The following is a 23,527-nucleotide window of genomic DNA, read 5'->3' as shown; positions in this document are numbered from 1 at the left end:
TGCTTAAAATGGTCCTCGCTGTAAGCGCGTCCCGACCGGAGGTCCCCGCAGCGGGCTTTCCGGAGATAAGCGCCCGGAAAAGACCCGCTGGACAGGGCGGTAATTCCATTCTTCATTCATCCAAACGAGTGCAACATATTTCTTTTTCATCTTCCTTTTAAACCCTTTGGCAGGAGAGGCCGCGGAACGCACCGCGGCCTCTTTCTTTGTCTGTTTGCGGATACGCGAAAAATATCCTCTTCTTTTCCGGAAACAGTGATTGAAATTTTAAAACGGTCGTGCTATAATCATATTTGCTTTTATATACCCGCCCGTGGCGAAGCTGGATATCGCAGCAGATTCCGATTCTGAAGGCCGGGGGTTCGAATCCCTCCGGGCGGGCCAAATCATCCCCGCTGTGTGTGGTGCACGGCAGTTGTTTTACCGGTTCGATTCCCTCGTGGAGCACAGGGAGGGATTCGAACCCGAAAGGGTCCGAGCGTAAAGAAAAGGTGCCAGTGGCACGTTTTCAGCGAGGAGCAGCGCAGCCCGGTACCGGCGCGTCAGGCGCGGGTGGGCAAGCTGGCAGGACGCAAAGCGTCCGGTAAATCTCTCCGGGCGGGCCAAAAATATCTTAAAAGGAACGAAGATGAAGGGTGGGATAACAAATGCAGAAAGTAGTTTATATCAGTAACAGTCGAGATTACACTGAGCAGAAAGATATTAATGAGAACAAATATCTTACGCGTATTAATAAGTTATTAGAAGAAGGCTGGACTGTTTTACAGATGAACCCATATACTGTGGATGTAGACCCTAAACTTGAAAACTACCTTCACAAAGAAACCTTCGTGTCGTTTGTTATACTTGAAAAGCCCGAAGCAAGCCAATAAAACCTTTGCATCTATTCTGACCTGATGATACAAATGATCCTGTCGTGCACGGCAGTTGATTATTTCCATCCTATTGGGAACCATACTTCAAGAGCGGCGAAACGCGCCGCCGCAGTCAAAACGTCCTTTCCTGTTCCGGGAGAGGGCATTTTTGTATTGGAAGGGGAAATTTCAGTGAACGTTCTGGTAATCGGGTGCGGCAGGCTGGGCAGGCGCCTGGCGGAGCTTCTGGATGAGCACGGGCACGATGTTGCGGTAGTGGATTCGGAGGTCGACAACTTCCGCATGCTGGACGAGGACTTCAACGGGATGACCGTCACCGGCTTTCCCATGGAAATGAAGGTGCTGCGCACCGCCGGTATTGAGAGCTGCGACGCCGTCGCAGTCTGCACGCCGGACGACAATCTCAATATCACGATTTCCCAGATTGCGAGGGAATTTTTTAATGTACGCAACGTGGTCGCGCGTATTTCCGACCCCGGGCGGGAAAAGGTCTTCAAGCGCTTTGGCCTGAAAACGGTCTGCCATACCAAGCTGGCGGGCGACGCGATGTTCACCGCGCTGACCCAGCCCTGGGATTCCCGCGAGGTGACCTTCGGCACCGCGACGGTGGCCTTCCATGTCAAGGAGGCGGACCGCTCCTGGATCGGCCAGCCGGTCGCCAAGCTGCCCTGCGATCCGGGGGAGACGCCGTTCGGCCTGGTGCACGCGGACGGGACCATGCAGCTCAGTGCGGGCCGCAAGGACCTGTATGTCACCGATAACGACCGGATTGTTTTTGCAATGATGATTGATTGATAAGAAATAAATAGCTGATAGAAACCGGAAGGAACTTCCTGCGGAGGGATTGTTATGAAAGTTGTCATTGTCGGCGGCGGCAAGCTGGGCTATCATGTGGCGGAAAACATGCTGGAGCGCAAATACGACGTCCGCCTGGTGGAAAAGGATAAATTCCGCTGCATGCGGATTGCAAACGAGCTGGACGTGGAAGTCATTTGCGGCGACGGCACGGAGATTGAGACGCTGGACAACGCCGGCACGCAAAACGCGGACTGCTTTATCGCCGTGACCGGGCAGGATCAGGACAACCTGGTCGCTTCCCAGTTGGCAAAGCGGCAGTTTAAGGCAGTCAAGGTGATTGCACGCGCGAACGATCCCCGCAATATGGACGCGCTGCGCATCCTGGGCGCGGATATCGCCGTGAGCAGCACGGAGATCATCACCAACCTGATCGAGCAGGAGGTCGACATTGCGGAAATGCACCTGCTGGCGACGCTGAACAAGGGAAAGGCCGGCATCTGTGCGATGACGCTGCCCAAGGACACCGCGCTGGAGGGCATCACGCTCAAGGAGCTGGAGCTGCCGGAAGGCTCGCTGGTCATTTCCATCCTGCGCGGGGACAACATGATGATCCCAAACGGCAACACGGTCATTCATGCAAACGACGAAATCGTCGCCGTATGCGAGGGCAGGAGCCAGAAACGGCTGTTGAAGATTCTGCGCGAGCATAAATAAAAGGAAATCAAAATGGATTGCGCGCAGGGCTTGACGAAGGCCCCGTTTTGTGATATGGTTTTCCTAAATGAGTCAATAAAAACTTGATAGATAAACAGATGTAGACGGAGAAGAGTACGCCAGCGTTGAAAGGCGCAGCGAGCCGGGGAGGGTGCGAGCCCGGCGCGAGTAGAACCGGCGGAAAATCCCTCCCGAGTCGCAGGCCAAACGCGCTTTGCGTTAGTAGGCCATGCCGGTTCCCCCGTTATCGGGAGCGCATATGCTGGTATGCAGTAATAGGTGGTATAGCGAGCACATCCTCGCCCTGTTATTGGGGCGGGGATTTTTTATTTTACTAGAGTTTTAGAAGGAGAGGACGCAGCATGTACCAGAAGGTAGGGCAGGACCTGAGCTTCCCCGAGCGGGAGAAAAAAGTCCTGGAGTTTTGGAGCGAGAACGATATTTTTAAAAAGAGCCTGAACGCCAACGGCGAGGGCGAAAGCTATGTGTTCTACGACGGTCCGCCGACCGCGAACGGCAAACCGCATATCGGCCATGTACTGACCCGCGTCATCAAGGACACGGTCCCGCGCTACCATGTAATGAAGGGCCAGAACGTGCCGCGCAAGGCCGGCTGGGATACCCATGGCCTGCCGGTGGAACTGGAGGTCGAGCGGGAGCTGGGTCTGGACGGCAAGGACCAGATCGAAGACTACGGCATGGAACAATTTATCGACCACTGTAAGGCCAGCGTTTGGAAGTACAAGGGCATGTGGGAGGAATTCTCCGATACGGTCGGCTTCTGGGCCGATATGGAGCATCCCTATGTCACCTACGACAACAATTTTATCGAGTCCGAATGGTGGGCGCTGAAAAATATTTTTGACCGTGGGCTGCTGTACAAGGGCTACAAGATCATGCCGTACTGCCCGCGCTGCGGCACACCGCTTTCCAGCCACGAGGTGGCGCAGGGCTACAAGGACGTCAAGGAGCGTTCCGCCATCGCGCGCTTCCGCGTGAAGGGTGAGGAGAATGCCTCGATCCTTGCGTGGACGACCACCCCCTGGACGCTGCCCTCCAACGTGGCGCTCTGCGTCAACCCGGAGGAAACCTACGCGAAAGTACAATATCAGGATGAAGTCCTGTACATGGCGCAGGCGCTGCTGGATACTGTTTTGGGCGAAAACAACTATACCGTGCTGGAAACTTTCCCCGGAAAGTCCATGGAGCACATGGAATACGAACCGCTCTACCGCTTTGTGAATCCGGCGGAGAAGTGCTGGTACGTCACCTGCGACACCTACGTTACCCTGACCGATGGTACCGGTGTGGTTCACATCGCGCCCGCGTTCGGTGAGGACGACGCCAAGGTGGGCCGCCGCTACGGCCTGCCGTTTGTGCAGCTGGTGGACGCAAAGGGCGAGATGAAGCCGGAGACCGACTGGCCCGGTGTATTTGTCAAGGACGCTGACAAGCCCATCCTGGAGGATTTGAAGAATCGCGGCCTGCTGTTTGCTGCGCCCAAGTTTGAGCACAGCTATCCCCATTGCTGGCGCTGCGACACGCCGCTGATCTATTACGCCCGCGAGGGTTGGTTCATCCGCATGACCGACGTCAAGGATGACTTGATTGCCAACAACAAGACCATCAACTGGATTCCGGAGAGCATGGGAACCGGCCGCTTCGGCGACTGGCTGGAAAACGTGCAGGATTGGGCCATCAGCCGCGACCGCTACTGGGGCACGCCGCTCAACGTCTGGCAGTGCGGCTGCGGACATATGCACGCGGTCGGCAGCATTGAAGAGTTGAAGGAGCTGAGCGATAACTGCCCGGACAACATCGAGCTGCACCGTCCCTACATCGATGCGGTGACCATCCGCTGCCCCAAGTGCGGCGGGGAGATGCGCCGCGTGCCGGAAGTCATCGATTGCTGGTTCGATTCCGGCTCCATGCCGTTTGCGCAGCATCACTATCCGTTTGAAAATCAGGAGCTCTTTGAGCAGCAGTTCCCGGCGGACTTTATCTCCGAGGCGGTCGACCAAACGCGCGGCTGGTTCTATTCCCTGCTGGCGATTTCGACCCTGCTGTTCAACAAGGCGCCGTTTAAAAACGTGCTGGTGCTGGGCCATGTGCAGGACCAGTTCGGACAGAAAATGTCCAAGTCGAAGGGTAACGCGGTCAACCCAGCGGAAGCGCTGGCAAAATACGGCGCGGACCCGATCCGCTGGTACTTCCTGACCAACTCCGCGCCCTGGCTGCCCAATAAATTCTACGACAAAGCCGTGCTCGACGGACAGCGCCGCTTCCTGGGCACGCTCTACAATACCTATGCGTTTTATGTGCTGTACGCCGATATTTACAAATTCGATCCCACCCAGCACAAGCTGGAAAAGGAGACCCTTTCCGCGATGGACCGCTGGATTCTTTCCAAGCTCAACCACATGGTGCAGGGTGTGGACAATGATATGGAAAACTACCGCCTGCCGGAGGCCGCGCGCGGCTTACAGGAGTTTGTAGACCTGCTGAGCAACTGGTATGTGCGCCGCAGCAGGGAGCGCTTCTGGAAGGACACCATGGATACGGACAGCGTCAACGCGTTTATGACGCTGTATACCTGTCTGGAGACCGTCTCTCGTACCGCCGCGCCAATGATCCCGTTTATGGCGGAGGAAATCTATCAGAACGTCGTGCGTACGGTGGATAAAGACGCGCCGGAGAGCGTGCATCTGAGCAACTTCCCGGAGGTGGACGCGGCCTATATGGACGCGGAGCTGGAAGCCAACATGGACGAGGTGCTGGAAGTTGTGACGCTGGGCCGCGCGGCGCGCAACGGCGCCGCGATCAAGAACCGCCAGCCGCTGCCTGTGCTGTACGTGCAGGGAAGCCGCGTGCTGGATGATGCGTTCCGCCGCATCGTGATGGAGGAACTGAACGTCAAGGACGTGCAGTTTGTGGATGACGCCGCGTCCTTCATGGATTACAGCTTTAAACCCCAGCTCAAGACCGTGGGCCCAAAGTACGGCAAACAGCTGGGTGAAATCCGCACAGCCCTGTCTGAATTGAACGGCGTCGCCGCGAAGCAGGAGCTAGATACCACGGGCGAGCTGGTGTTGAACTTACCCTCCGGCGAGGTCAAACTGACGGCGGACGACCTGCTGATCAGCGTGGAGCAGAAGGAGGGCGCATACACGGTCAGCGACCACGGACGCACCGTGGCGTTGGATACGCACATTACAGAGGAGTTACGCGAGGAAGGCTTCCTGCGCGAGGTTGTCAGCAAACTGCAAACCATGCGCAAGGAATCCGGCGCGCAGGTGACCGACCATGTGAAGATCACGTATCAGGCAGGCGAATACGCAGACAGCGTGATTCAGAAGAATTGTGATTTCATCATGAGCGAGGTGTTGGCTGAGGCGTTGGATATGGCGGACCCTGTTGGCTACGTCAAGGAATGGGACGTCAACGGCGAGACGGTGACGTTCGGTCTGGAGCAGGCGTAATTTATAAAGATCGATTGTAGCGTAGAACAAAATGCGTTTTTCCACCTTTCTAAAAGGTGGCGGTTTCCAAAGGCAGAGCCTTTGGCCGTTCTCCGCAGAGAACGGAACTCTCTTTCTGAGAAGAGCGAGTGGGAACGAGTGATATTGCTGTTCATGAGGCAGTGCGCTGTTTCTGGGGCCCTTCTTACTTCCCCAGCGAAGGCTGGGGATTAAGCTACATTGTAAAATAGCTCTGAGGGAAAAATACAAAAAACGCCCTTGAATCTGGCTGTAAAAGGCCATTTTCAAGGGCATTTTCTCTTTTACGAAGCGATTTCTTAGTATGATTTGGTATCACATTTTCATTTTGCAACAACTCTTGATTTCTACTAACAGTGTGCGGTATCAGCTGAAGAATTTTGACGATAAAAAGCAATATAGTAGAAGCGCTGGTAGTCGCTTGACTTCTAGCGCTTTCATTCTAAATCCTTGAAAAATTCATCAAAGGTTGCAACATTATAAATTTGTTTTAAGGCCAGTAAAACGCTTACACGAATGCTATAACGTCCTAACTCCATTTGTGAGATAATTTCCCGACTCGTGGAGAGCCCCATAAGCATCAATTTGGCGGCAACTTCTTCTTGAGATAATTTTGCGTTTTTACGAAGACGCTTCAAGTTGTTTCCAATGGAAATATCTTGTTTAAGTTTGTCAGACATGGAATCCCCCCTATCAATATTTTGGAATGTATTCGTTACAATATTGATTTTACCCGATTGTTTGTGGTGATATCGGAATGTATACATTCCAAATTAAAATAGGAGGAACATTTTATCATGAATTGTAAAAACATAAGTTTATTTTATTAATTGCTACCTTCGTATTTATTTGCATCGGATATAGCGAAAAGAAGTGAAAGGATGAATCATATGAAGCAAGAAACGTTGGATGAAATGTTTAACCAGTTATTTGACAACGCCATGCAGGAATTCACACGCGAAAAGGAATACGAATCCCTGATGGAAAAATGGAATCAGATCGACCGGGAGTGCGACACGATGCTGGCAGAGGATGAACAGGGTTTTGTGCGGGAATGCTTTGAAACGATCGCGGAGATCAGCTGTATTGAAAACCAGTATGCGTATCGTCGTGGTATATTGGATTGCGTTTCTCTGCTAAAAGCGCTCCGCGTGCTGACATAAGGGAAAGGTTCGTATTTATGTTAATAGAAAGCAGGTTTTATATATTTATGACAGCGTGATCCGTTCTTTGAAAACAACTGAAAATTCACAAAAAGGAAACACCTTGGAATTGCAAAGCAGAAACCACAGTGGTAAAATATAGAAAAATCCAGAAGAAAGAAGGAATTTAAATGCTGGATCGAAAAGTATTGGACATTGTGGTTGCAAAAACACACGAACTGATCAATGCCCCGACGTGCAGCGGCGAGGCAAGAGCGGCGGCACAGGCCTGGCTGGACGCGGTGGGAACGGAAGCGGAAGCCGCGGAGACAAAGAAGTACGTCGCCGAGCTGGAAGGGGACATCATGCCGATTGACATGCTGATCGCCTTTGCGGAGTCGGGCGGCGGTGCGCAGGTCTTTGGCGCGGACAAGGCGAGGGAAGTCGCGGCGCACGCAAGGGAAATCAAGGCCGCAGGGGCAAAATACTGCGACTGCCCGGCTTGCGCGGCGGTAGAGGCGATTCTCGAGCAGAAGGATGCGCTTCTGAAGTAAGAAAAGAATTACAGAAACAGGGCGTTCGTCAGGGTTGGCGGGCGTCCTGCTTTTGTCTGATTTTGTTTTACTTTTTAAAAGTAAAAAAGTTTTTGCCGTCGCTTTTCAAAGCGACGTACAGTTCCCCGGCGAAAGCCGGGGAACCAGAGATAGGCCACAGAGGAAGCTGGATGCTTCGCAAAGGACAATATCACTCGTTCCCACTCGCTCTTCTTAGGAAGAGAGTCCCGCTCCTTGCGAGGAGCGGCAAAGGGCGCCGCCCTTTGATCCCGCCGCTTTTCAGAAAAGCGGAAAAACACGTTTTAAAAATTAGCTGTTTGGTGAAAAACAACCCTCGCCGTAGGCGCGAGCTGACCGCAGGTCCCGCTTTTCAGAAAAGCGGAAAAACGCGTTTTAAAAATTAGCTGTTTGGTGAAAAACAACCCTCGCCGTAGGCGCGAGCTGACCGCAGGTCCCGCTTTTCAGAAAAGCGGAAAAACACGTTTTAAAAATTAGCTGTTTGGTGAAAAACGACCTTCGCCGTAGGCGCGAGCTGACCGCAGGTCCCGCTTTTCAGAAAAGCGGAAAAACGCGTTTTAAAAATTAGCTGTTTGGTGAAAAACAACCCTCGCCGTAGGCGCGAGCTGACCGCAGGTCCCGCTTTTCAGAAAAACGGAAAAACACGTTTTAGAAATTACCTGTTTGGTGAAAAACAACCCTCGCCGTAGGCGCGAGCTGACCGCAGGTCCCGCTTTTCAGAAAAGCGGAAAAACGCGTTAGAGAAATAACCCAAGAGGTAAACAAGATAGGGCGATTTCACAAAATACCCTCAGGATTTCCACGTTGCGCTCTTTTGGAAAAAAACGTATAATAGGAACGTTAAGTTTATCAGGAAAGAGGGCATTGCAATGACAGACGTACAACTGTTGGAAGTCGCCCCGGAGCAGGTGGACGAGCTTGCCGCGCTGGCAAAAATCATCTGGACGGAGCATTTTACGCCGATCATCGGCGCGGATCAGACCGCATATATGATAGAGAAGTTCCAGTCTGCCCCGGCGATGCGGGCGCAGATGGCGAACGACGGGTACCACTATTATTTCTTTATTTGTGACGGGGAAAGGGCGGGCTATACCGGTGTCCGCCGCGATGGGGAGTCCCTGTTCCTCAGTAAAATCTATGTGCGAAAAGAGTTCCGCCGCCGGGGGATCGCTTCGCGGGGGATTGCGTTCCTGACGGACCTGTGCCGCAAAGAGGGACTCAAAAAGATCTGGCTTACGGTCAACAAGCACAACGACGGTTCCATCGCGTGCTACAAGGCGCTGGATTTTGTCGTGTCGCATCCGCTGGTGACGGACATTGGCAACGGCTTTGTAATGGATGATTATGTGATGGAAAAACGCGTGTTCCCCGCGCTGTTGGTGGTGGATGGCTGCGTGCGCAAAAACAGCCGCACCCGTGAACTGATGGAAGCATTTTCAGCCGCGTACCGGGACGCGCATCCCGATCATATCGTGGATACGGTCTGTTTGGCGGAAGAGAACTTTTCCAATATAACAGGCGAGACCTTTAAACACCACGAAGCACTCAAAAAACAGGGCGAGCTGGACGGCCCGGAGTTTGCGCAGGCGCGCCGGTTCGCGGCGGCGGACGGCATCGTCGTGGCCNACGGACATTGGCAACGGCTTTGTAATGGATGATTATGTGATGGAAAAACGCGTGTTCCCCGCGCTGTTGGTGGTGGATGGCTGCGTGCGCAAAAACAGCCGCACCCGTGAACTGATGGAAGCATTTTCAGCCGCGTACCGGGACGCGCATCCCGATCATATCGTGGATACGGTCTGTTTGGCGGAAGAGAACTTTTCCAATATAACAGGCGAGACCTTTAAACACCACGAAGCACTCAAAAAACAGGGCGAGCTGGACGGCCCGGAGTTTGCGCAGGCGCGCCGGTTCGCGGCGGCGGACGGCATCGTCGTGGCCGCGCCCATGTGGGAGCTGAGCTTCCCGGCCATTGTGAAAACCTATATCGAGAATATTTCCGCGCCCGGCGTAACCTTCCGCTACGGCGAAGGGGACACCGGCTGCATCGGCTGCTGCAAGGCAAAAAAGCTGCTGTTCCTCACCACGCGCGGCGGCGTATACACCGGCCCGGCGTCACGTCTGGAGCTGGGCGCATATGAGTGGAAGGCGCTGGCGGAATTCTTTGGCATTCCGCACTACGCGTGCATTTTCGCGGAGGGAACGGACCTGTTCCCCGCGGAGGAAGTCGCGCTGCACATGGAACAGGCGAAAAAACAGGCGGAAACCGCCGCACAGGAGTGGTAAGGATGGATTTTACAGCAGTACTGGCAGACCAGTTTCATTTAAAAACCTGGCAAATTGAAAAGGTGATCGAGCTGATTGACGAGGGGAATACCATCCCGTTTATCGCGCGGTACCGCAAGGAGGCCCACGGTTCCCTGGACGATCAGACCCTGCGCGAGATCGCGGAGCGCCTGGAATACCTGCGCGGGCTGGAAAAGCGCCGCCAGGAGGTGGCGGACCTGATCACCGCCGCGGACTGCATGACGGATGAGGTCGCCGCCGCGTTGGCGAACGCCGCAACGCTTTCCGAGATCGAGGACATCTACCGTCCCTTCCGGCCCAAGCGCAAGACGCGCGCGTCCGTGGCAAAACAGAAGGGGCTGGAACCCTTAGCGCTGGAAATCTACAAGCAGGAACCGAAGGCGGCCTATCCCATCGACATGGCGCAGGCTTACGTTAATTCGGAGCTGGGCGTGGAAACGCCGGAGGACGCGCTGGCGGGCGCCAAGGACATCATTGCGGAAATGATCTCCGACGACGCGGGCATCCGCAAGCGATTGCGCGTGGTGACGCTGGCACAGGGAGAACTGGTCAGCAAGGCTGCCAAGCCGGATGAGGACTCCGTCTACGCACAATACTACGATTTCCGCCAGCCGATTCGCCAATTGCAGGGTCACCGCGTGCTGGCGGTGGACCGCGGCGAGCGCGAGGGCTTCCTCAAGGCAGGGATCGTGCTGGACCCGTCGCGCGGGCTGAATATCATTTACACCACCTGCGTCAAAGAAAATTCCCCCTGTGCGGAGGCGGTGCGCGAGGCGGGCGAGGACGCGTACAGCCGGCTGATCTTCCCGGCGATCGAGCGGGAAATTCGCGGCAAGCTGACGGAGGACGCGGACGAAGCGGCAATCAAGGTCTTTTCCGTCAATCTGCGCCAGCTCCTGATGCAGCCGCCGGTGAAGGGCCGCGTCGCCATGGGGTTGGACCCCGGCTACCGCACCGGCTGCAAGGTGGCGGTGGTCGATCCGACCGGGCGCGTGCTGGACACGGGCGTTATCTATCCGACCCACTCCAAGGTGAAGGTCGAGGAGGCAAAGAAATTTGTTTCCGGGCAGATACAGAAACACGGCGTGGAAGTCATTGCCATCGGCAACGGCACCGCCAGCAAGGAAACGGAACTGTTTGCCGCTGAGGTGATCCGCGAGATGCACACCGGCGTTTCCTATATGGTGGTAAGCGAGGCGGGCGCGTCCGTCTACTCCGCAAGCAAGCTGGCGGCGCAGGAGTTCCCAGATTTCGACGTTACCCTGCGCAGCGCGGTTTCGATCGCGCGACGCTTGCAGGACCCGCTCGCGGAGCTGGTCAAGATCGACCCCAAGGCCATCGGTGTGGGGCAGTACCAGCACGACATGCCGCCCAAGCGATTAAATGAGGCGCTTTCCGGCGTGGTGGAGGACTGCGTGAACACCGTCGGCGTGGATTTGAACACCGCGTCGCCGTCCCTGCTGGAAAAGGTGGCGGGCGTTTCCGCGACGGTTTCCAAAAATATTGTCAAGTACCGCGAGGAGAACGGCGCGTTTAAAAGCCGCACGGAGCTGAAAAAGGTGCCCAAGCTCGGACCCAAGGCGTTTGAACAGTGCGCGGGCTTCCTGCGCGTCAGCGAAAGCGACAATGTGCTGGACAACACCGCCGTTCACCCGGAGAGCTACGCGGCGGCAAAGGCGCTGCTGAAACTCTGCGACTACGATATGAAGGACATTCGTGCCGGAAAGCTCGACGGCCTGCGGGAAAAGGTGCAGGAAATCGGGGAGGAAGCCGCCGCGCGGGAACTGGGCGTCGGCGTGCCGACCTTACAGGATATCGTGACGGAGCTGTTGCGCCCCGGGCGCGATCCCCGCGACGAGCTGCCGCCCCCGCTGCTGCGCACGGACGTGCTGGGCATGGAGGACCTCAAGGCAGGCATGGAACTGATGGGCACGGTGCGCAATGTGATCGACTTTGGCGCGTTTATCGACATCGGCGTGCATCAGGACGGGCTGGTGCACATCTCGCAGGTGTGCAGCCGCTACATCAAGCATCCCAGCGAAGTGCTCAAGGTGGGCGACATTGTCAAGGTCTGGGTGCTGTCCGTGGACATGGCGAAGAAACGCATTTCTCTGACGATGCTGCCGCCCAAAGAGGAATCCTGAACGCGGTTTTCGCATAGAATGCAAGGACCCGAAGAATTAAGAAAAAGCAGGGCTTGACAATAGCGTGTTTTTATGACAAAGCGCATGCATCGGTCAAAGGAATAATGAAATTTATAAAAAACTTCCATATTAAGGAAGTTGAGCAAAGCATTTATACAAAATTTATAAAACTTGGTCTTAAAAAGTCGAAATTTTTACAATAAAATGGGATACTAGCATTTCCTTGTGAATAAATATGTGCTATAATGTGAACATTCTATTACAAAAGGAGTTGCTCACTATGGAATTTTTGCAGCCTTACATTAGCATGTGGACCAACTACGTAAACTTCAAAGATCGTGCAAGACGCAGAGACTTCTGGATGGCCTTTCTTGTAAACTTTATTGTGGTGTTTATTCTGGGCATCCTCGTCAACATCGCGTCCTTCTTCGGCATCATCTCGGGTATTTATAGCCTGGCGATTCTGATCCCGATGCTTGGCCTGTGGGTCAGAAGACTGCATGACACCGGAAAAAGCGGATGGTTCCTGCTCCTGGGCCTGATCCCGGCAGTTGGTGCGATCATCCTGCTGGTCTTCGCCTGCATGGACAGCCAGCCCGGCGCCAACCAGTACGGCCCGAACCCGAAAGGCTTCTAATCCATAACTGGAAATAGAAAGCGCGCATTGCGCATTGCCTTTTAAAAAGATGTACATAAAACAGCGCCTCTGACCGGCTGAATTGGCTGGTCAGAGGCGCTGTTATTTATTATTCTTTCAGGTCTCAGGTCTGCAAAAAGCTGATCTAAATCAGTATAACCCTTTACGGAAGGATCTTTCGCAATCCTTTCCGCCTCAAGCATCGCCGCGATTGTTTCCTTGTTTGGCTGATTCCACATTGCGTCAGATGGAAGATTGCCCTCACAAATGGATTGTGAGAAAACCGCGCCATTTTTGCGGACGGATCGGTCATTGCTATTAAAAGGCGCTTTTATTGTTTCCTTCAATAATTCTTTTCATAGTCTCCTCGGGAAGAAATTCTTGGCGTTCGGGGTTCGTCTTGGCATCCGCCAGCATTTCAAGGTCCCAAGTGTCCGGCTCCACGGAGGAAACGCTGCCAAGGACCGCTTTACACTCTTCCGTTTGTTCAGACTCCAATACATTCCCTTCCAACGAGGAAGTCGAGCGACACTTTATACAAATCGCTAAGCTCCCATAGGATATGCAAAGGTGGAACAACTTTTCCGCTTTCGTAATAAGCGTAAGTAGAACGGTCGATTTCTAGGAACTTCGCCAATTCTCGCTGATAGTACCGGCGTTGCAGGCAAAGGGTGTCTTTAATTTTACTTTACAGCTAAATGTACTTCAAGTTGAAGTGAATTTACATACTTCAATCTGAAATATGATAGGATTAGTTACATCCAAATATATAACAAGTGTCGTGTAATAACGAGGTGAAAAATATTGTTGGACGAAAAAATGTTGAAAGCAATCGGTCAGCGGCTTAAAAAATACCGTGTGCAGGCGGGGATGACGCAAAAACAGCTGTCGGAAATACTAGAAATCGACGAACAATATTACGGGCAGGTTGAGCGCGGCGTAAAAAAGCTGAGCCTTGAAAAGCTGATGCTTTTCTGTACCTATTTCCAGATACCTCTAGACGATGTTATTAAAATTGATGTAAGGGATGAGGGTAATCCAATAAAGCTCGCTTATATTTCAGAAATCTCCCAATTATTGATCAACTGTTCAAAAGAACAACTGATTCGAATAAAGTCTCTTGTAAAAAATATTGATTTGCTTTGAGAAAATAATGGGGTTTCTTAGGAATACGTATCTTCGGGGCATGATGGACTGTGTGTCCCTTTTGCGGGCGCTCCGCGTTTTGGCATAAATAAAACAGGGGCCGCGGCAAGCTTTCTCGCTTTGCCGCGGCCCCATTTTGCGTTTTGAGTTCTATGTTGAATTTACGCGTCCAGTTCCGGTTCCGTGGTGGAAACCAGGCTGGAGAGCGTCTCTGCCGTCATGTCCGCCTGAAAGCGGTCGTTGACAGTCAGGTCGTAGGTCCGTACATTCTGACCGTCTGCGGGAATGGAAGAGAAGTGAATGGTTTCGGTGTATGCCTGGCTGAATTTCAGCTTGTCGATCAGCGGCTTGCAACGCGCGGCGAACGCCTCCGGGGTTTCGCTGTTGTCCAACAGCTCGATACTGGTGTACACGCTGTCTCCGGCGCGCAGTTCCTGGGCGTTTTTTGGGATCTCCTTGTCGACGCCATACAGGTTGACCCGTACATTGAGGGCGGAAATCTCCGGCGTGCCCTTCAGCGTGTCGTAATACTGGCTGCGGATTTCCTGCGAGATGGTTTCTTCCGCCATCCTCCGCTGTGGGCCAAACTCATAAAAGACGGGGATGGACGCGATCACCATGCTGCTGCCCAGCAGGAACAGGGTAAACAGGACACTGAGAAAATCGTATTTCAATTTATCCTTGCGGAACAGCACATTGCTGAGAAGAATCTCGGCGCCGAGGGCGACCAGCAGCAGCGGCGACCATTTTGCAGCCGTCAGCGGAATGTTGTAGTTGCGTGTAAACAGGAACAACAGGAGCAGGATGCCGAAGACAATCAGCGCCAGGCCCATGGAAAAGCTGCCGACCCGGCGCACGCGCTGCGTGGGTTGGGGACGCGCCGGCACGGGCTGCCGGACAGGCGCGGTATAGCGCGGCGGCTCCCATGGAAAAGCTGCCGACCCGGCGCACGCGCTGCGTGGGTTGGGGACGCGCCGGCACGGGCTGCCGGACAGGCGCGGTATAGCGCGGCGGCTCCGTCTGGGACTGCTCCGGCTCCGGGGTGTAACAGACCTCCTGTTCCTGTTCCGGCTGTTTGCCAAAATCAAGTTCCGGGTATTCGTTATTCATCGCGGTTTCCTCCGTATTCAATGTAGTCGGTGTCGATTGGTTCCTTGTTCTTTTTACCGCCGCCCACCAGGTAAACGCCCAGCAAAATGACGCAGGTGGCAACCAGAATCGTCGGCAGATTGTCAATCAACCGGTAGAGCCAGGGCAGGGTGTCGTAGATCAGGGACATGTACGGTCCGACGCAGGTTTGGAACAGCATCCAGATGCCGAGGAAAATGCAGATGCCGCCAACCAGCAGGTGGCGCTTTTTTGCAACGCCCAGCCAGTCTTTTTTGAAAAAATCATCCGCGCCGAACAGGAAATGATCCTCTTGTTCCAGGCGCTGCTCATACGGGAGGTGGCACAGGTTCATTGCGTCGAAGAAGGAATAGAACCAGACAACCGGGATCAGAATGACCAGGAAGGTGAGGTTCAAAAAGCTCGCAACCGCGATCAGGCCGCAGAACGCCAGCATCAGCGACGCACCCTTTTTCATCATTCCAAGATACATATGCCCGGCGCCCGGGAACATGGAAAAGAGGAAAGTCAAAACACTACTTTTTTTCATTGCCGGAAGCTCCTTTCAAATTCAGGTGATCAAAAAATTGTTGAATGCCGTCCGATACCTGCCGCCCGATCTCGTTGGTCTTCTCCGAGAATTGCGTGGAAAAGCTTGTCAGGCCTTGGAAGGGGTCCGGCTTTGTTTCGTTTGTATTGAGGTCGAAGACGCCGCCCAGCCAGAGCAGCATGGTCAGGCACGCCGCCACGCCCACCGCCACGTAGCGGTTGAAGAACAGCTCCGCGGCCTTTTGCCGGAGGCGCCGCATTGTGAGAGGATGAAGCGTTTCCGGCGCGTCAAGCAGCGCGTCCCCGCACAGCAGGCCGGCGTACCGTTCCGTGCATTTGTCGCAGAAGGAGAGGTGCTCCGCGATCTCCAGCCGGGTCAGCTCAGCCGGTTCCCCGTGCAGCAGCTCGTCGAAGGCGAAATCGGTCAGATGGCCGTCCGCATCAAAATAGGGTGTCATTGGCTCAGCTCCTTTCCCAGTTGTTCACGCAGCATAGCTTTTGCGCGGTATAGTTGTGTTTGTACGGTTTTTTTGGGGCGCTTGAGCGCTTCCGCGATTTCCTCCACACTTTTTTCTTCCAGAAAATAGAGGACGGATACCTTTTGGTAGGGTTCCTGCAAATTTCGCACAATGCGTTGCGCGCGGCTTTCGCTTTCACCCTCAATGTAGAGGTCCTCCGGGCTGGCGTGGGAGGGGATGGCGTCCAGCGTTTCTTCGCCGGGGATCGCCACACGCCGCGCGTAAGCACTCTTTAAATAATCCTTGGCTTTGTTTGAAGCGATGCGGCAAAGCCACGGCTTGTATTGATCGGAAGGGCAACTGTCGATGCTGCGGTACGCGGAGAGAAAGGTCTCCTGCGAGAGGTTTTGCGCCTCCTGGAAATCCCGCACCATCTGGGAGCAGATGGTAAACACGAGCTTTTCATATTGCTTTACAAGTTGTGAGAAATGTTCATTTGTCATAACTGCCCGTGTTCACCCCCTCCTGTGTTCCCGGCCGTTCAATCAATAAAACGACACAGGATGCGGTTTGACTTCAACTTTTTCAAAAAATTTTTATGTACCAAAATTTTTCCTGTCGTCCCGTTTTGAATGTGACGAAAAAACCAGCTGAATTTGACAATTGGGTCTGTTTCACAATTTGTGGAATGCATAAAAAATCGATTAAGTTGACGATTCCCCCCGCCATTGGCGGGGGGAATCGCGTTTCATTTTATCAATGTTTTGTACAAAGCATGCATTTAAAATTTGCGGGTAAACATGTGGTCGTGCTCCAGCAGTCGTTCCACGGTGGGGAAGCCCAGACGGTGCAGCAAATCGATCACATACGGGTTGTCTATCGGCGTGGGCGCGGCTGCCTCTTCGCCGTATTGGTTGACGTTTTCCCGGGCAACGTCCCTGTCGATCAGCACGCGCGGCCCGCCGACACAGCCGCCGACGCAGCCCATGCCCTCCAGGAAGTTGGCGTCAATTTTGCCCTCCTGTAAATCATTCAGCAATTGCTTGCAGGCGGGAACACCGTTAGCCTGTACGGCGTGCACCTTGATTTTGCGGTCCGGGTTCAGGCGCTGCACGCAGTCCTTGACGGCGCGGCTGACGCCGCCGGTGCGCGCATAAATGCGCCCGCCCGTGGAGGAGTGGTCGCGGTTGTCTTCCGCCATTTTCTCCGGGTGGATGTCCGCAAACTCGAAGATGTCCTGCACCTCTTTAAACGTCAGCACATAGTCCACCGCGTCCGCGACGTCGGGTTCTCTGGCTTCCGCTTTTTTGGCGAGGCACGGGCCGATAAAGACGACTTTTGCGCCCGGTTTTAATTTTTTGATCACGCGTCCACACGCGACCATCGGGGAGACGGCGGCGGGGACATGCGGCATCAGCTGCTTATAGACGCGGCGCAGCATGGCGATCCACATCGGGCAGCAGCAGCTTGTCAATTGGTAGTCCTGGTCGGTGTGGATATTCTGGTCGAATTCCAGCGCTTCCTTCAGCGTCAAAATATCGGCGAACAAAGCGACTTCCACCATCCCGGAGAAGCCCAGCGCTTTAAACGCGGTGCGCAGCTTGCCGGGCGTGACTTCCTCTGTAAACTGGCTGATGATGGCGGGCGCGACGATGGCGTAGACCGGCGCGTCATCGTTGTGGAGCAGGCTGAGCGCGGGCAAAATGTCCTTGCTTTCCACCAGATTCTTTGCCTTGCAGCGTTCCACGCACGCGCCGCAGCCGACGCACAGCTTGTTGTTGACGGCGACGTTGCCCTTTTCGTCGGTATAGAGCGCGTCAAACAGGCATTTGCCCGCGCAGTTGGCGGCCTCCTCCTGTGAGCAGTCGCAGTGGCCGATTTTCCAGACGGCGGGGTATTGGTCGGGATGCAGCAGGCATTCCAATTGGCTTTTGTCAAAGTCCTCCCGGCGGAGCTGTTCCAGCTCTTCTTCCGTTTTGTCCGCCAGCGACGCGCGGACCAGACGGTCATATAATTCGTTAAAGGATGGCATACGTTCAGATCCTTTCTTCCTGGATTGGTTTCCCTTCATAATATTACCACTTTTCCCTTCCTCATACCAGACCTCCGGTCGGGACGGCGCGCCATGCAGTGTATACAAAATCGTATCTGCGCAGTGGCGGGACTGAAAGAACAATCTCCCGTGTGGCATCTCAGCCGACAATCCGCAGAAAACTATAAAAAAGCGAACCCAGTCCAAGTTCCACCGGCAATGAAAAGCACGCCGCCCTCCCTGAGCAACTCAAGTATATGAGGATACCGGGGGTGTAGGGGGGCGTGAGTCGAAGTCACCCGGAGCCCACTCTCGCGCCCCAAAAAAACCAATTGACACGCACCAGGTGACAAACCAGCGAAATTCTGCCACTGTTTACCGCCGTAGGCGCGAAAGACGTTGCACGTCCGTGCCTTTGTCCAACTTTCGTGGCAAGACCGGACACGCAGTGTCTAACGCGCCTACGGCGATGGTCGTTTGGAGCATCGAGCGAGGCTTTAGCCTCAAGCGAGCGTCCCCACCGGAGGTGCCGCCCGGCATGAGGGCAACCAGCGGTTTTCTCCTGCTTTTTCAAAAGCGGAAAAGGGTATATAATTGCACGCGCAATTAATCGTTTTGCCCAATTTAAACACGTAAATATAAACTTCTTATGAAACGAGCTACACATGAAACAGAATAAAAGCTTTGACAGAATCATTGCTTGCGCAACAAAATTGCTTTTGCGTTCCAAAAGCATTTCATTGTCTCTGCAATATGAAAAGTTGCTTTGATAAAATTTGTTTTACTTTTTTTAAAGTAACAAAAAGTCTTTGCTGTCGCATTTTAAAGCGACGTACATCCCCGGCGGAAGCCGGGGAACCACAGAAAAGCCCCAGAGGCAGCTTAATGTCTCTCAAAGAACCATATCACTCGTTCCCACTCGCTCTTCTCAGGAAGAGAGTTCCGTTCTCTGCGGAGAACGGCAAAGGGCTCTGCCCTTTGATCCCGCCNCACATGAAACAGAATAAAAGCTTTGACAGAATCATTGCTTGCGCAACAAAATTGCTTTTGCGTTCCAAAAGCATTTCATTGTCTCTGCAATATGAAAAGTTGCTTTGATAAAATTTGTTTTACTTTTTTTAAAGTAACAAAAAGTCTTTGCTGTCGCATTTTAAAGCGACGTACATCCCCGGCGGAAGCCGGAGAACCACAGAAAAGCCCCAGAGGCAGCTTAATGTCTCTCAAAGAACCATATCACTCGTTCCCACTCGCTCTTCTCAGGAAGAGAGTTCCGTTCTCTGCGGAGAACGGCAAAGGGCTCTGCCCTTTGATCCCGCCACCTTTTAGAAAGGTGGAAAAACGCGTTTACTGCCGGCAACCCTGTTGTTGCTCTTTTTCCCGAAAAAAGGTATAATAAAATAGAAAACAAATGCCTTATGGCTGGAAAATAACGTAAAAGAGGTTGAACGAATGAAGCTGGGAATCGTAGGCCTGCCGAACGTCGGCAAGAGCACCCTGTTTAACGCCATCACCAACGCGGGCGCGCAGTCCGCAAACTATCCGTTTTGTACCATCGAGCCGAACGTCGGCGTCGTCGCGGTGCCGGACAAGCGTCTGGACGCGCTGGCGGAAATGTATCATCCGGAAAAATATACCCCTGCAACCATCGAGTTTGTAGACATCGCCGGTCTGGTGCGCGGCGCCAGCAAGGGCGAGGGATTGGGCAACAAGTTCCTTGCCAATATCCGTGAGGTGGATGCGATCGTCCATGTGGTGCGCTGTTTCGTCAACGACGACATCGTTCATGTGGAAGGCAGCATCGATCCCAAGCGCGACATCGAGACCATCAATTTGGAACTGATTCTTTCCGACATCGAGGTGCTGGACCGCCGGATCGACAAAACCCAGAAGATGCTGAAAGCTGATAAAAAGTATCAGGAAGAGCTGGACTTTTTCCACCGCGTCAAGGAGACGCTGAACGCGGGCAAGTCCGCGCGCAGTGTGGAATGTACGCCGGAGGAGGCCGAGCTTCTTTCCACTGTGTCCCTGCTGACGAACAAGCCCGTGATCTATGCCGCCAACGTGAGCGAGGACGATTTCAAGGGCGGTATTGAGAACAACCCCTATTTCAAGCAGGTAAAGGAAATTGCGGACAGCGAGCACGCGGGTGTGCTGCCCATCAGCGCGGAGATCGAAGCGGAAATCTCCGGCATGGAGCTGGAAGAAAAGCAGATGTTCCTTGCGGATATGGGCCTTGCGGAGTCCGGCCTGGACCGCCTGATCAACGAATGCTATTCCCTGCTGGGCCTGATCTCCTACCTGACCGCTGGTCAGCCGGAGGTGCGCGCCTGGACCATCACCAGAGGCACCAAAGCGCCGCAGGCGGCGGGCAAGATTCACACCGATTTTGAGCGCGGCTTTATCCGCGCGGAGGTCATTGCATTTGACGACCTGATGGCCTGCGGCACCATGACCGCCGCGAAGGAAAAAGGCCTTGTCCGTTCGGAGGGCAAGGAGTATGTGATGAAGGACGGGGATATTGTCCTGTTCCGCTTTAACGTATAAGAGGAGGGGACCCCAATGGTGCAGATTCGACTGGCAAGGCCGGAAGACGCCGCCGCACTGGTGGGTATTTACGAGCCTTATGTAAAAGAAACCTCCATCACCTTTGAATACGATGTGCCCAGTGTGGAGGAATTTACCGCCCGGATTCAGGCAATTTCCGAAGGGTTTCCCTATATGGTCTGTGAGATCAACGGGGAAATCGCCGGATACGCCTATGCGGCGTCGTTCCGCGAGCGCAAGGCGTTTCAGTGGGACGCGGAGCTGAGCGTCTACATTTCTCCCCGGTTCCACCGGCGCGGCATTGCGAAAGTGTTGTACGAATGCGTGTTCCAGTTCCTGCGGGAAATGGGGTATCTGACGCTGTACGCGCTGGTGACGATCCCGAACCGGGACAGCATCCCGTTCCACGAGCGGCTGGGCTTTTACCAGATTGCCAAGTATCCGCGCACAGGCTACAAGCTCGGCAAGTGGCATGACATGCTGGTGCTGGAAAAGCGGCTTGCGCCGAAACCGGATCAGCCGGAACCGCCGCATGGGTTTTCCACATTGCCGCAAGAGTTTGTGGAAAACATTTTGCGCGACGCGGAGAACAAGCTGGAACAATATTGGAATAACAGATAAAAATGGGCGCTTTTTAATTTCGGTCAGGCCGCGCGCCTATGGTGAGTATTGTTTTTCATCTTATGGAGAATGCTTCCAACGCGTTTATCCACCTTTCTAAAAGGTGGCGGGATCAAAGGGCAGCGGACGTGCAACGTCGTTCGCGGACCTCCGGTCGGGACGCGCCTCCGGCGAGGATCATTTTCACCTTGTGGCAATTGTTAACATATGTCTTTCTACGTCTCTAAAAAACGGCGATGGTAGTTTAGAGCGTCGAGCGAGGCTTTAGCCTCTAGCGAGCGTCCTGACCGGAGGTCCTCTCTTCCGGAGAAGAGCGAGTGGGAACGAGTGATATAGTTCTTTAAAGACCTTTTATGCTATTGTGCGGGAATTCTGGGGCGTTGCAGAGTACAAACTGCAACGCCCCTTATTTATTGTCCTCTTGTTCCCATTCTATAAGCGCATTCTTTATGGAAAGATTGACCAACCGCTGGATGCTGATTCCATAAGAGGCCTTTAAGTCTTCCAGTTTTTTTAAATTGCTTTCCCGTATAAGATATGTGCTGATAATAGGATGCAGATTCTTCTGCTTTTCATTGACAACCAGGTTTTCAAGATTAGTTAAGTGCTCAATACAGGCGTTTAAAAGTTCTGAAAGTGTTGCATCGTAAATTTGTGTAAGGGATTTTAGTCTTTGATGCAAATCCATATCAATTTCATAATTTCTCCGTGATTTAGATTCACGTCGTCGAAAGCAATAATCAAAATATCCCATAGCTCAAACCTTCTTGTTTTTATGGTTATTATAAGGGACATTTTGCTTGATGGTGGGTCAACTAATGACCAAATAGAAAAGTTAATAATGTAATAAAAAAGGCCGTTGCAGTTTGTATTCTGCAACGGCCCCGAAAATTGTCCGGTAGCACAAAATGTCCGTAAAGGACCCTATCACTCGTTCCCACTCGCTCTTCTCAGAAAAAGAGTTCCGTTCTCTGCGGAGAACGGCAAAGGGCGCTGCCCTTTGATCCCGCCACCTTTTAGAAAGGTGGATAAACGCGTTGGAATCGTTCTCCACGAGGTGAAAGATAATTCATGCCGTAAGCGCGTCCCGACTAGAGATACCGCCGCTTTTCAGAAAAGCGGAAAAACGCGTTTTACTTTACGCCACAATTAGAGAAGGGGCTATTTTGAAACACGCTCCATTTTATTCTGCCAGCTCCGCCATCAATTCCCTGACGGACAAAATGCGGTCCACCCGCCAGGCGTTCGCGCCGCAGAACACCAGCCCGTTTTCCACATCGCCCCGGACGGCCCGCACCAGCGCGCCCGTAATGCAATAGGGAATCGTCGACGGGTCGCAGTGCTCCAGGCAATGATAGCATTTTTGAATCCGCTCTTTGCTCTTTTCCCGTTCCCGGATAAACGCGTTGCGGATCGCGCGTCCGGGCATGCCGACCGGGCTCTTGACTATCGCGATATCCTCTTTTTGGGCGTTGACGTAGGCTTCCTTAAACCGAATGTTCGCGTCGCATTCCTCTGTGGCGACGAACCGGGTGGACAACTGTACGCCGTCCGCGCCCAGTTCCAGATAGTGGTCGATGTCGGCGCGGTCGTAAACCCCGCCCGCCACAACGACGGGAATCTTCTTGCCAAAGGGTTCTTCAAATCCGCGCACATATTCGATGATGGAGGAAACCTCGCTGTCGTAGTCGGAAAAGTCCTCCCGGTCAGCTTCCTCCGCCGTGAATCCCAGGTGGCCGCCCGCCATGGGGCCTTCGATCACCACCATATCGGATACGGTTTTGTACCGGCGGGACCAGAGCTTGAACAGCACCTTGACCGCCTTCAGGGAGGAGACAATGGGCGCAAATTTGATTTTGCTGCCCTCCACCAGCTCCGGCAGGGAAGTCGGCAGGCCCGCGCCGGAGATGATCAAGTCCGCGCCGCTTTTGATGCAGCACTGGACATATTCTTTGTAATTGCGCAGTGCGCACATAATATTGACGCCAATCAGTCCATTGCCATCCGCCGTTTCCTTTGCGCGCTTGATTTCGCGTTCTAAAGCGCGAAGGTTGGCTTCGGTGGTGTTTTCCGAAAAGTCCGGCTCGCCAAAACCGGGCTGTGCGGCGGAAAGAACGCCCACGCCGCCCTCTTTGGCAACCGCGCCCGCCAGCCCGGAGAGGCTGACGCCAATGCCCATGCCGCCCTGTATGATCGGCAGCTTTGCGGTCAATTCACCTATTTGCAGTGGTTTTAATTTCATGCAGAATCCTCCATGCGGGAACAATTCCCACGGCAATATACTTAAAAATTTTTATGTAATCCAAATTATACCGCATTTTGGAAGATTCGTAAAGCGGAAAACGCCGTCTGTTTTCCACATTTTGCGCGCGGCCTGTGGAAAA

At 53.6% G+C, this 23,527-nt stretch carries 23 protein-coding genes and 1 tRNA gene; 14 read left to right on the top strand and 10 right to left on the bottom strand.

The genetic code is table 11. The features are described from left to right. The first annotated feature begins 307 nt into the window (after positions 1-307). The 5 genes from BN2106_RS01175 (at position 308) to ileS (ending at position 5,866) form a co-directional block, all read left to right on the top strand. A tRNA-Arg gene (locus tag BN2106_RS01175) sits at positions 308-384 on the top strand. 263 nt (positions 385-647) lie between these two features. Continuing rightward, positions 648-872, top strand: a complete 225-nt coding sequence (locus BN2106_RS01170; RefSeq protein WP_050696744.1) for a hypothetical protein — start codon at positions 648-650, stop codon at positions 870-872. A 174-nt stretch (positions 873-1,046) separates the two neighbouring features. After that, positions 1,047-1,670 carry a potassium channel family protein gene (locus tag BN2106_RS01165; protein WP_050696743.1) on the top strand — a complete coding sequence of 208 codons (624 nt, stop codon included), beginning with the start codon at positions 1,047-1,049 and terminating at the stop codon, positions 1,668-1,670. A gap of 54 nt (positions 1,671-1,724) precedes the next feature. Then, positions 1,725-2,387, top strand: a complete 663-nt coding sequence (locus BN2106_RS01160; RefSeq protein ID WP_050696742.1) for a potassium channel family protein — start codon at positions 1,725-1,727, stop codon at positions 2,385-2,387. A gap of 362 nt (positions 2,388-2,749) precedes the next feature. Next, on the top strand, positions 2,750-5,866 hold the full coding sequence (gene ileS, locus BN2106_RS01155) for an isoleucine--tRNA ligase (RefSeq protein ID WP_050696741.1): 3,117 nt from the start codon (positions 2,750-2,752) through the stop codon (positions 5,864-5,866). Positions 5,867-6,321: 455 nt separating this feature from the next. Here the strand turns inward: ileS and BN2106_RS01150 are convergent, their stop codons facing one another. Continuing rightward, positions 6,322-6,564 carry a helix-turn-helix domain-containing protein gene (locus BN2106_RS01150; RefSeq protein WP_050696740.1) on the bottom strand — a complete coding sequence of 81 codons (243 nt, stop codon included), beginning with the start codon at positions 6,562-6,564 and terminating at the stop codon, positions 6,322-6,324. A 210-nt stretch (positions 6,565-6,774) separates the two neighbouring features. Here BN2106_RS01150 and BN2106_RS01145 point away from each other — a divergent pair, with 210 nt between their 5' ends. The 6 genes from BN2106_RS01145 to BN2106_RS01120 all read left to right on the top strand — a co-directional run bounded on the left by BN2106_RS01145 (position 6,775) and on the right by BN2106_RS01120 (position 12,686). Further along, a complete protein-coding gene (locus BN2106_RS01145; protein WP_050696739.1) occupies positions 6,775-7,047 on the top strand; it encodes a hypothetical protein in 273 nt (90 codons plus the stop codon). A gap of 173 nt (positions 7,048-7,220) precedes the next feature. Further along, positions 7,221-7,580 carry a hypothetical protein gene (locus tag BN2106_RS01140; RefSeq protein ID WP_050696996.1) on the top strand — a complete coding sequence of 120 codons (360 nt, stop codon included), beginning with the start codon at positions 7,221-7,223 and terminating at the stop codon, positions 7,578-7,580. Positions 7,581-8,467: 887 nt separating this feature from the next. Continuing rightward, positions 8,468-9,256, top strand: coding sequence for a GNAT family N-acetyltransferase (locus BN2106_RS15480; RefSeq protein WP_074017367.1), 789 nt, complete (start codon positions 8,468-8,470; stop codon positions 9,254-9,256). Positions 9,257-9,263: 7 nt separating this feature from the next. After that, on the top strand, positions 9,264-9,884 hold the full coding sequence (locus tag BN2106_RS01130; RefSeq protein WP_050696738.1) for an NAD(P)H-dependent oxidoreductase: 621 nt from the start codon (positions 9,264-9,266) through the stop codon (positions 9,882-9,884). 2 nt (positions 9,885-9,886) lie between these two features. Beyond that, positions 9,887-12,049 carry a Tex family protein gene (locus BN2106_RS01125; RefSeq protein ID WP_050696737.1) on the top strand — a complete coding sequence of 721 codons (2,163 nt, stop codon included), beginning with the start codon at positions 9,887-9,889 and terminating at the stop codon, positions 12,047-12,049. 235 nt (positions 12,050-12,284) lie between these two features. Beyond that, entirely contained in the window at positions 12,285-12,686 is a 402-nt protein-coding gene (locus BN2106_RS01120; RefSeq protein WP_330379706.1) for a DUF805 domain-containing protein, read from the top strand. Positions 12,687-12,727: 41 nt separating this feature from the next. On the opposite strand, the gene BN2106_RS16990 is transcribed toward BN2106_RS01120, so the two are convergent. Together BN2106_RS16990 and BN2106_RS15470 are read right to left on the bottom strand one after the other, a co-directional pair. Then, positions 12,728-13,033 carry a hypothetical protein gene (locus tag BN2106_RS16990; protein WP_456236309.1) on the bottom strand — a complete coding sequence of 102 codons (306 nt, stop codon included), beginning with the start codon at positions 13,031-13,033 and terminating at the stop codon, positions 12,728-12,730. A 140-nt stretch (positions 13,034-13,173) separates the two neighbouring features. Then, positions 13,174-13,350 carry a helix-turn-helix domain-containing protein gene (locus BN2106_RS15470; RefSeq protein WP_278275343.1) on the bottom strand — a complete coding sequence of 59 codons (177 nt, stop codon included), beginning with the start codon at positions 13,348-13,350 and terminating at the stop codon, positions 13,174-13,176. Between the two features lie 140 nt (positions 13,351-13,490). On the opposite strand from BN2106_RS15470, the gene BN2106_RS01110 reads away from it, so the two are divergent. Continuing rightward, entirely contained in the window at positions 13,491-13,832 is a 342-nt protein-coding gene (locus tag BN2106_RS01110; RefSeq protein ID WP_050696734.1) for a helix-turn-helix domain-containing protein, read from the top strand. A gap of 161 nt (positions 13,833-13,993) precedes the next feature. Here the strand turns inward: BN2106_RS01110 and BN2106_RS01105 are convergent, their stop codons facing one another. The 5 genes from BN2106_RS01105 to BN2106_RS01085 all read right to left on the bottom strand — a co-directional run bounded on the left by BN2106_RS01105 (position 13,994) and on the right by BN2106_RS01085 (position 17,978). Beyond that, positions 13,994-14,719 (bottom strand): hypothetical protein, encoded by a 726-nt coding sequence (locus BN2106_RS01105; protein ID WP_050696733.1) that lies wholly within the window; start codon positions 14,717-14,719, stop codon positions 13,994-13,996. Between the two features lie 215 nt (positions 14,720-14,934). Further along, a complete protein-coding gene (locus tag BN2106_RS01100; RefSeq protein ID WP_050696732.1) occupies positions 14,935-15,489 on the bottom strand; it encodes a hypothetical protein in 555 nt (184 codons plus the stop codon). After that, positions 15,476-15,946 (bottom strand): hypothetical protein, encoded by a 471-nt coding sequence (locus BN2106_RS01095; protein WP_050696731.1) that lies wholly within the window; start codon positions 15,944-15,946, stop codon positions 15,476-15,478. The genes BN2106_RS01100 and BN2106_RS01095 overlap by 14 nt, the downstream gene beginning before the upstream one ends. Then, positions 15,943-16,449 (bottom strand): RNA polymerase sigma factor, encoded by a 507-nt coding sequence (locus BN2106_RS01090; RefSeq protein ID WP_050696730.1) that lies wholly within the window; start codon positions 16,447-16,449, stop codon positions 15,943-15,945. Before BN2106_RS01090 ends, BN2106_RS01095 begins: the two co-directional genes overlap by 4 nt. 278 nt (positions 16,450-16,727) lie before the next feature. Further along, complete coding sequence (locus tag BN2106_RS01085) at positions 16,728-17,978, bottom strand: [Fe-Fe] hydrogenase large subunit C-terminal domain-containing protein (protein WP_050696729.1); 1,251 nt, start codon at positions 17,976-17,978, stop codon at positions 16,728-16,730. A gap of 1,449 nt (positions 17,979-19,427) precedes the next feature. Between BN2106_RS01085 and ychF the strand changes: the two genes are divergently transcribed. Both ychF and BN2106_RS01075 read left to right on the top strand, forming a co-directional pair. Continuing rightward, a complete protein-coding gene (gene ychF, locus BN2106_RS01080) occupies positions 19,428-20,522 on the top strand; it encodes a redox-regulated ATPase YchF (protein WP_050696728.1) in 1,095 nt (364 codons plus the stop codon). A 15-nt stretch (positions 20,523-20,537) separates the two neighbouring features. Continuing rightward, a complete protein-coding gene (locus tag BN2106_RS01075) occupies positions 20,538-21,143 on the top strand; it encodes a GNAT family N-acetyltransferase (RefSeq protein ID WP_050696727.1) in 606 nt (201 codons plus the stop codon). 406 nt (positions 21,144-21,549) lie between these two features. On the opposite strand, the gene BN2106_RS01070 is transcribed toward BN2106_RS01075, so the two are convergent. Together BN2106_RS01070 and BN2106_RS01065 are read right to left on the bottom strand one after the other, a co-directional pair. Continuing rightward, the gene (locus BN2106_RS01070; RefSeq protein WP_050696726.1) at positions 21,550-21,897 is read right to left on the bottom strand and encodes a hypothetical protein; all 348 of its coding nucleotides are present in this window, start codon (positions 21,895-21,897) and stop codon (positions 21,550-21,552) included. A 429-nt stretch (positions 21,898-22,326) separates the two neighbouring features. Continuing rightward, on the bottom strand, positions 22,327-23,385 hold the full coding sequence (locus BN2106_RS01065) for an NAD(P)H-dependent flavin oxidoreductase (protein ID WP_050696725.1): 1,059 nt from the start codon (positions 23,383-23,385) through the stop codon (positions 22,327-22,329). Between the last annotated feature and the right edge of the window lie 142 nt (positions 23,386-23,527).

This window comes from Anaeromassilibacillus senegalensis, from assembly GCF_001261775.1.
GTDB lineage: Bacteria > Bacillota > Clostridia > Oscillospirales > Acutalibacteraceae > Anaeromassilibacillus > Anaeromassilibacillus senegalensis.
The sequence above is the reverse complement of the archived record's forward strand: the minus strand, read 5'-3'. Positions and strand labels throughout refer to the sequence as shown.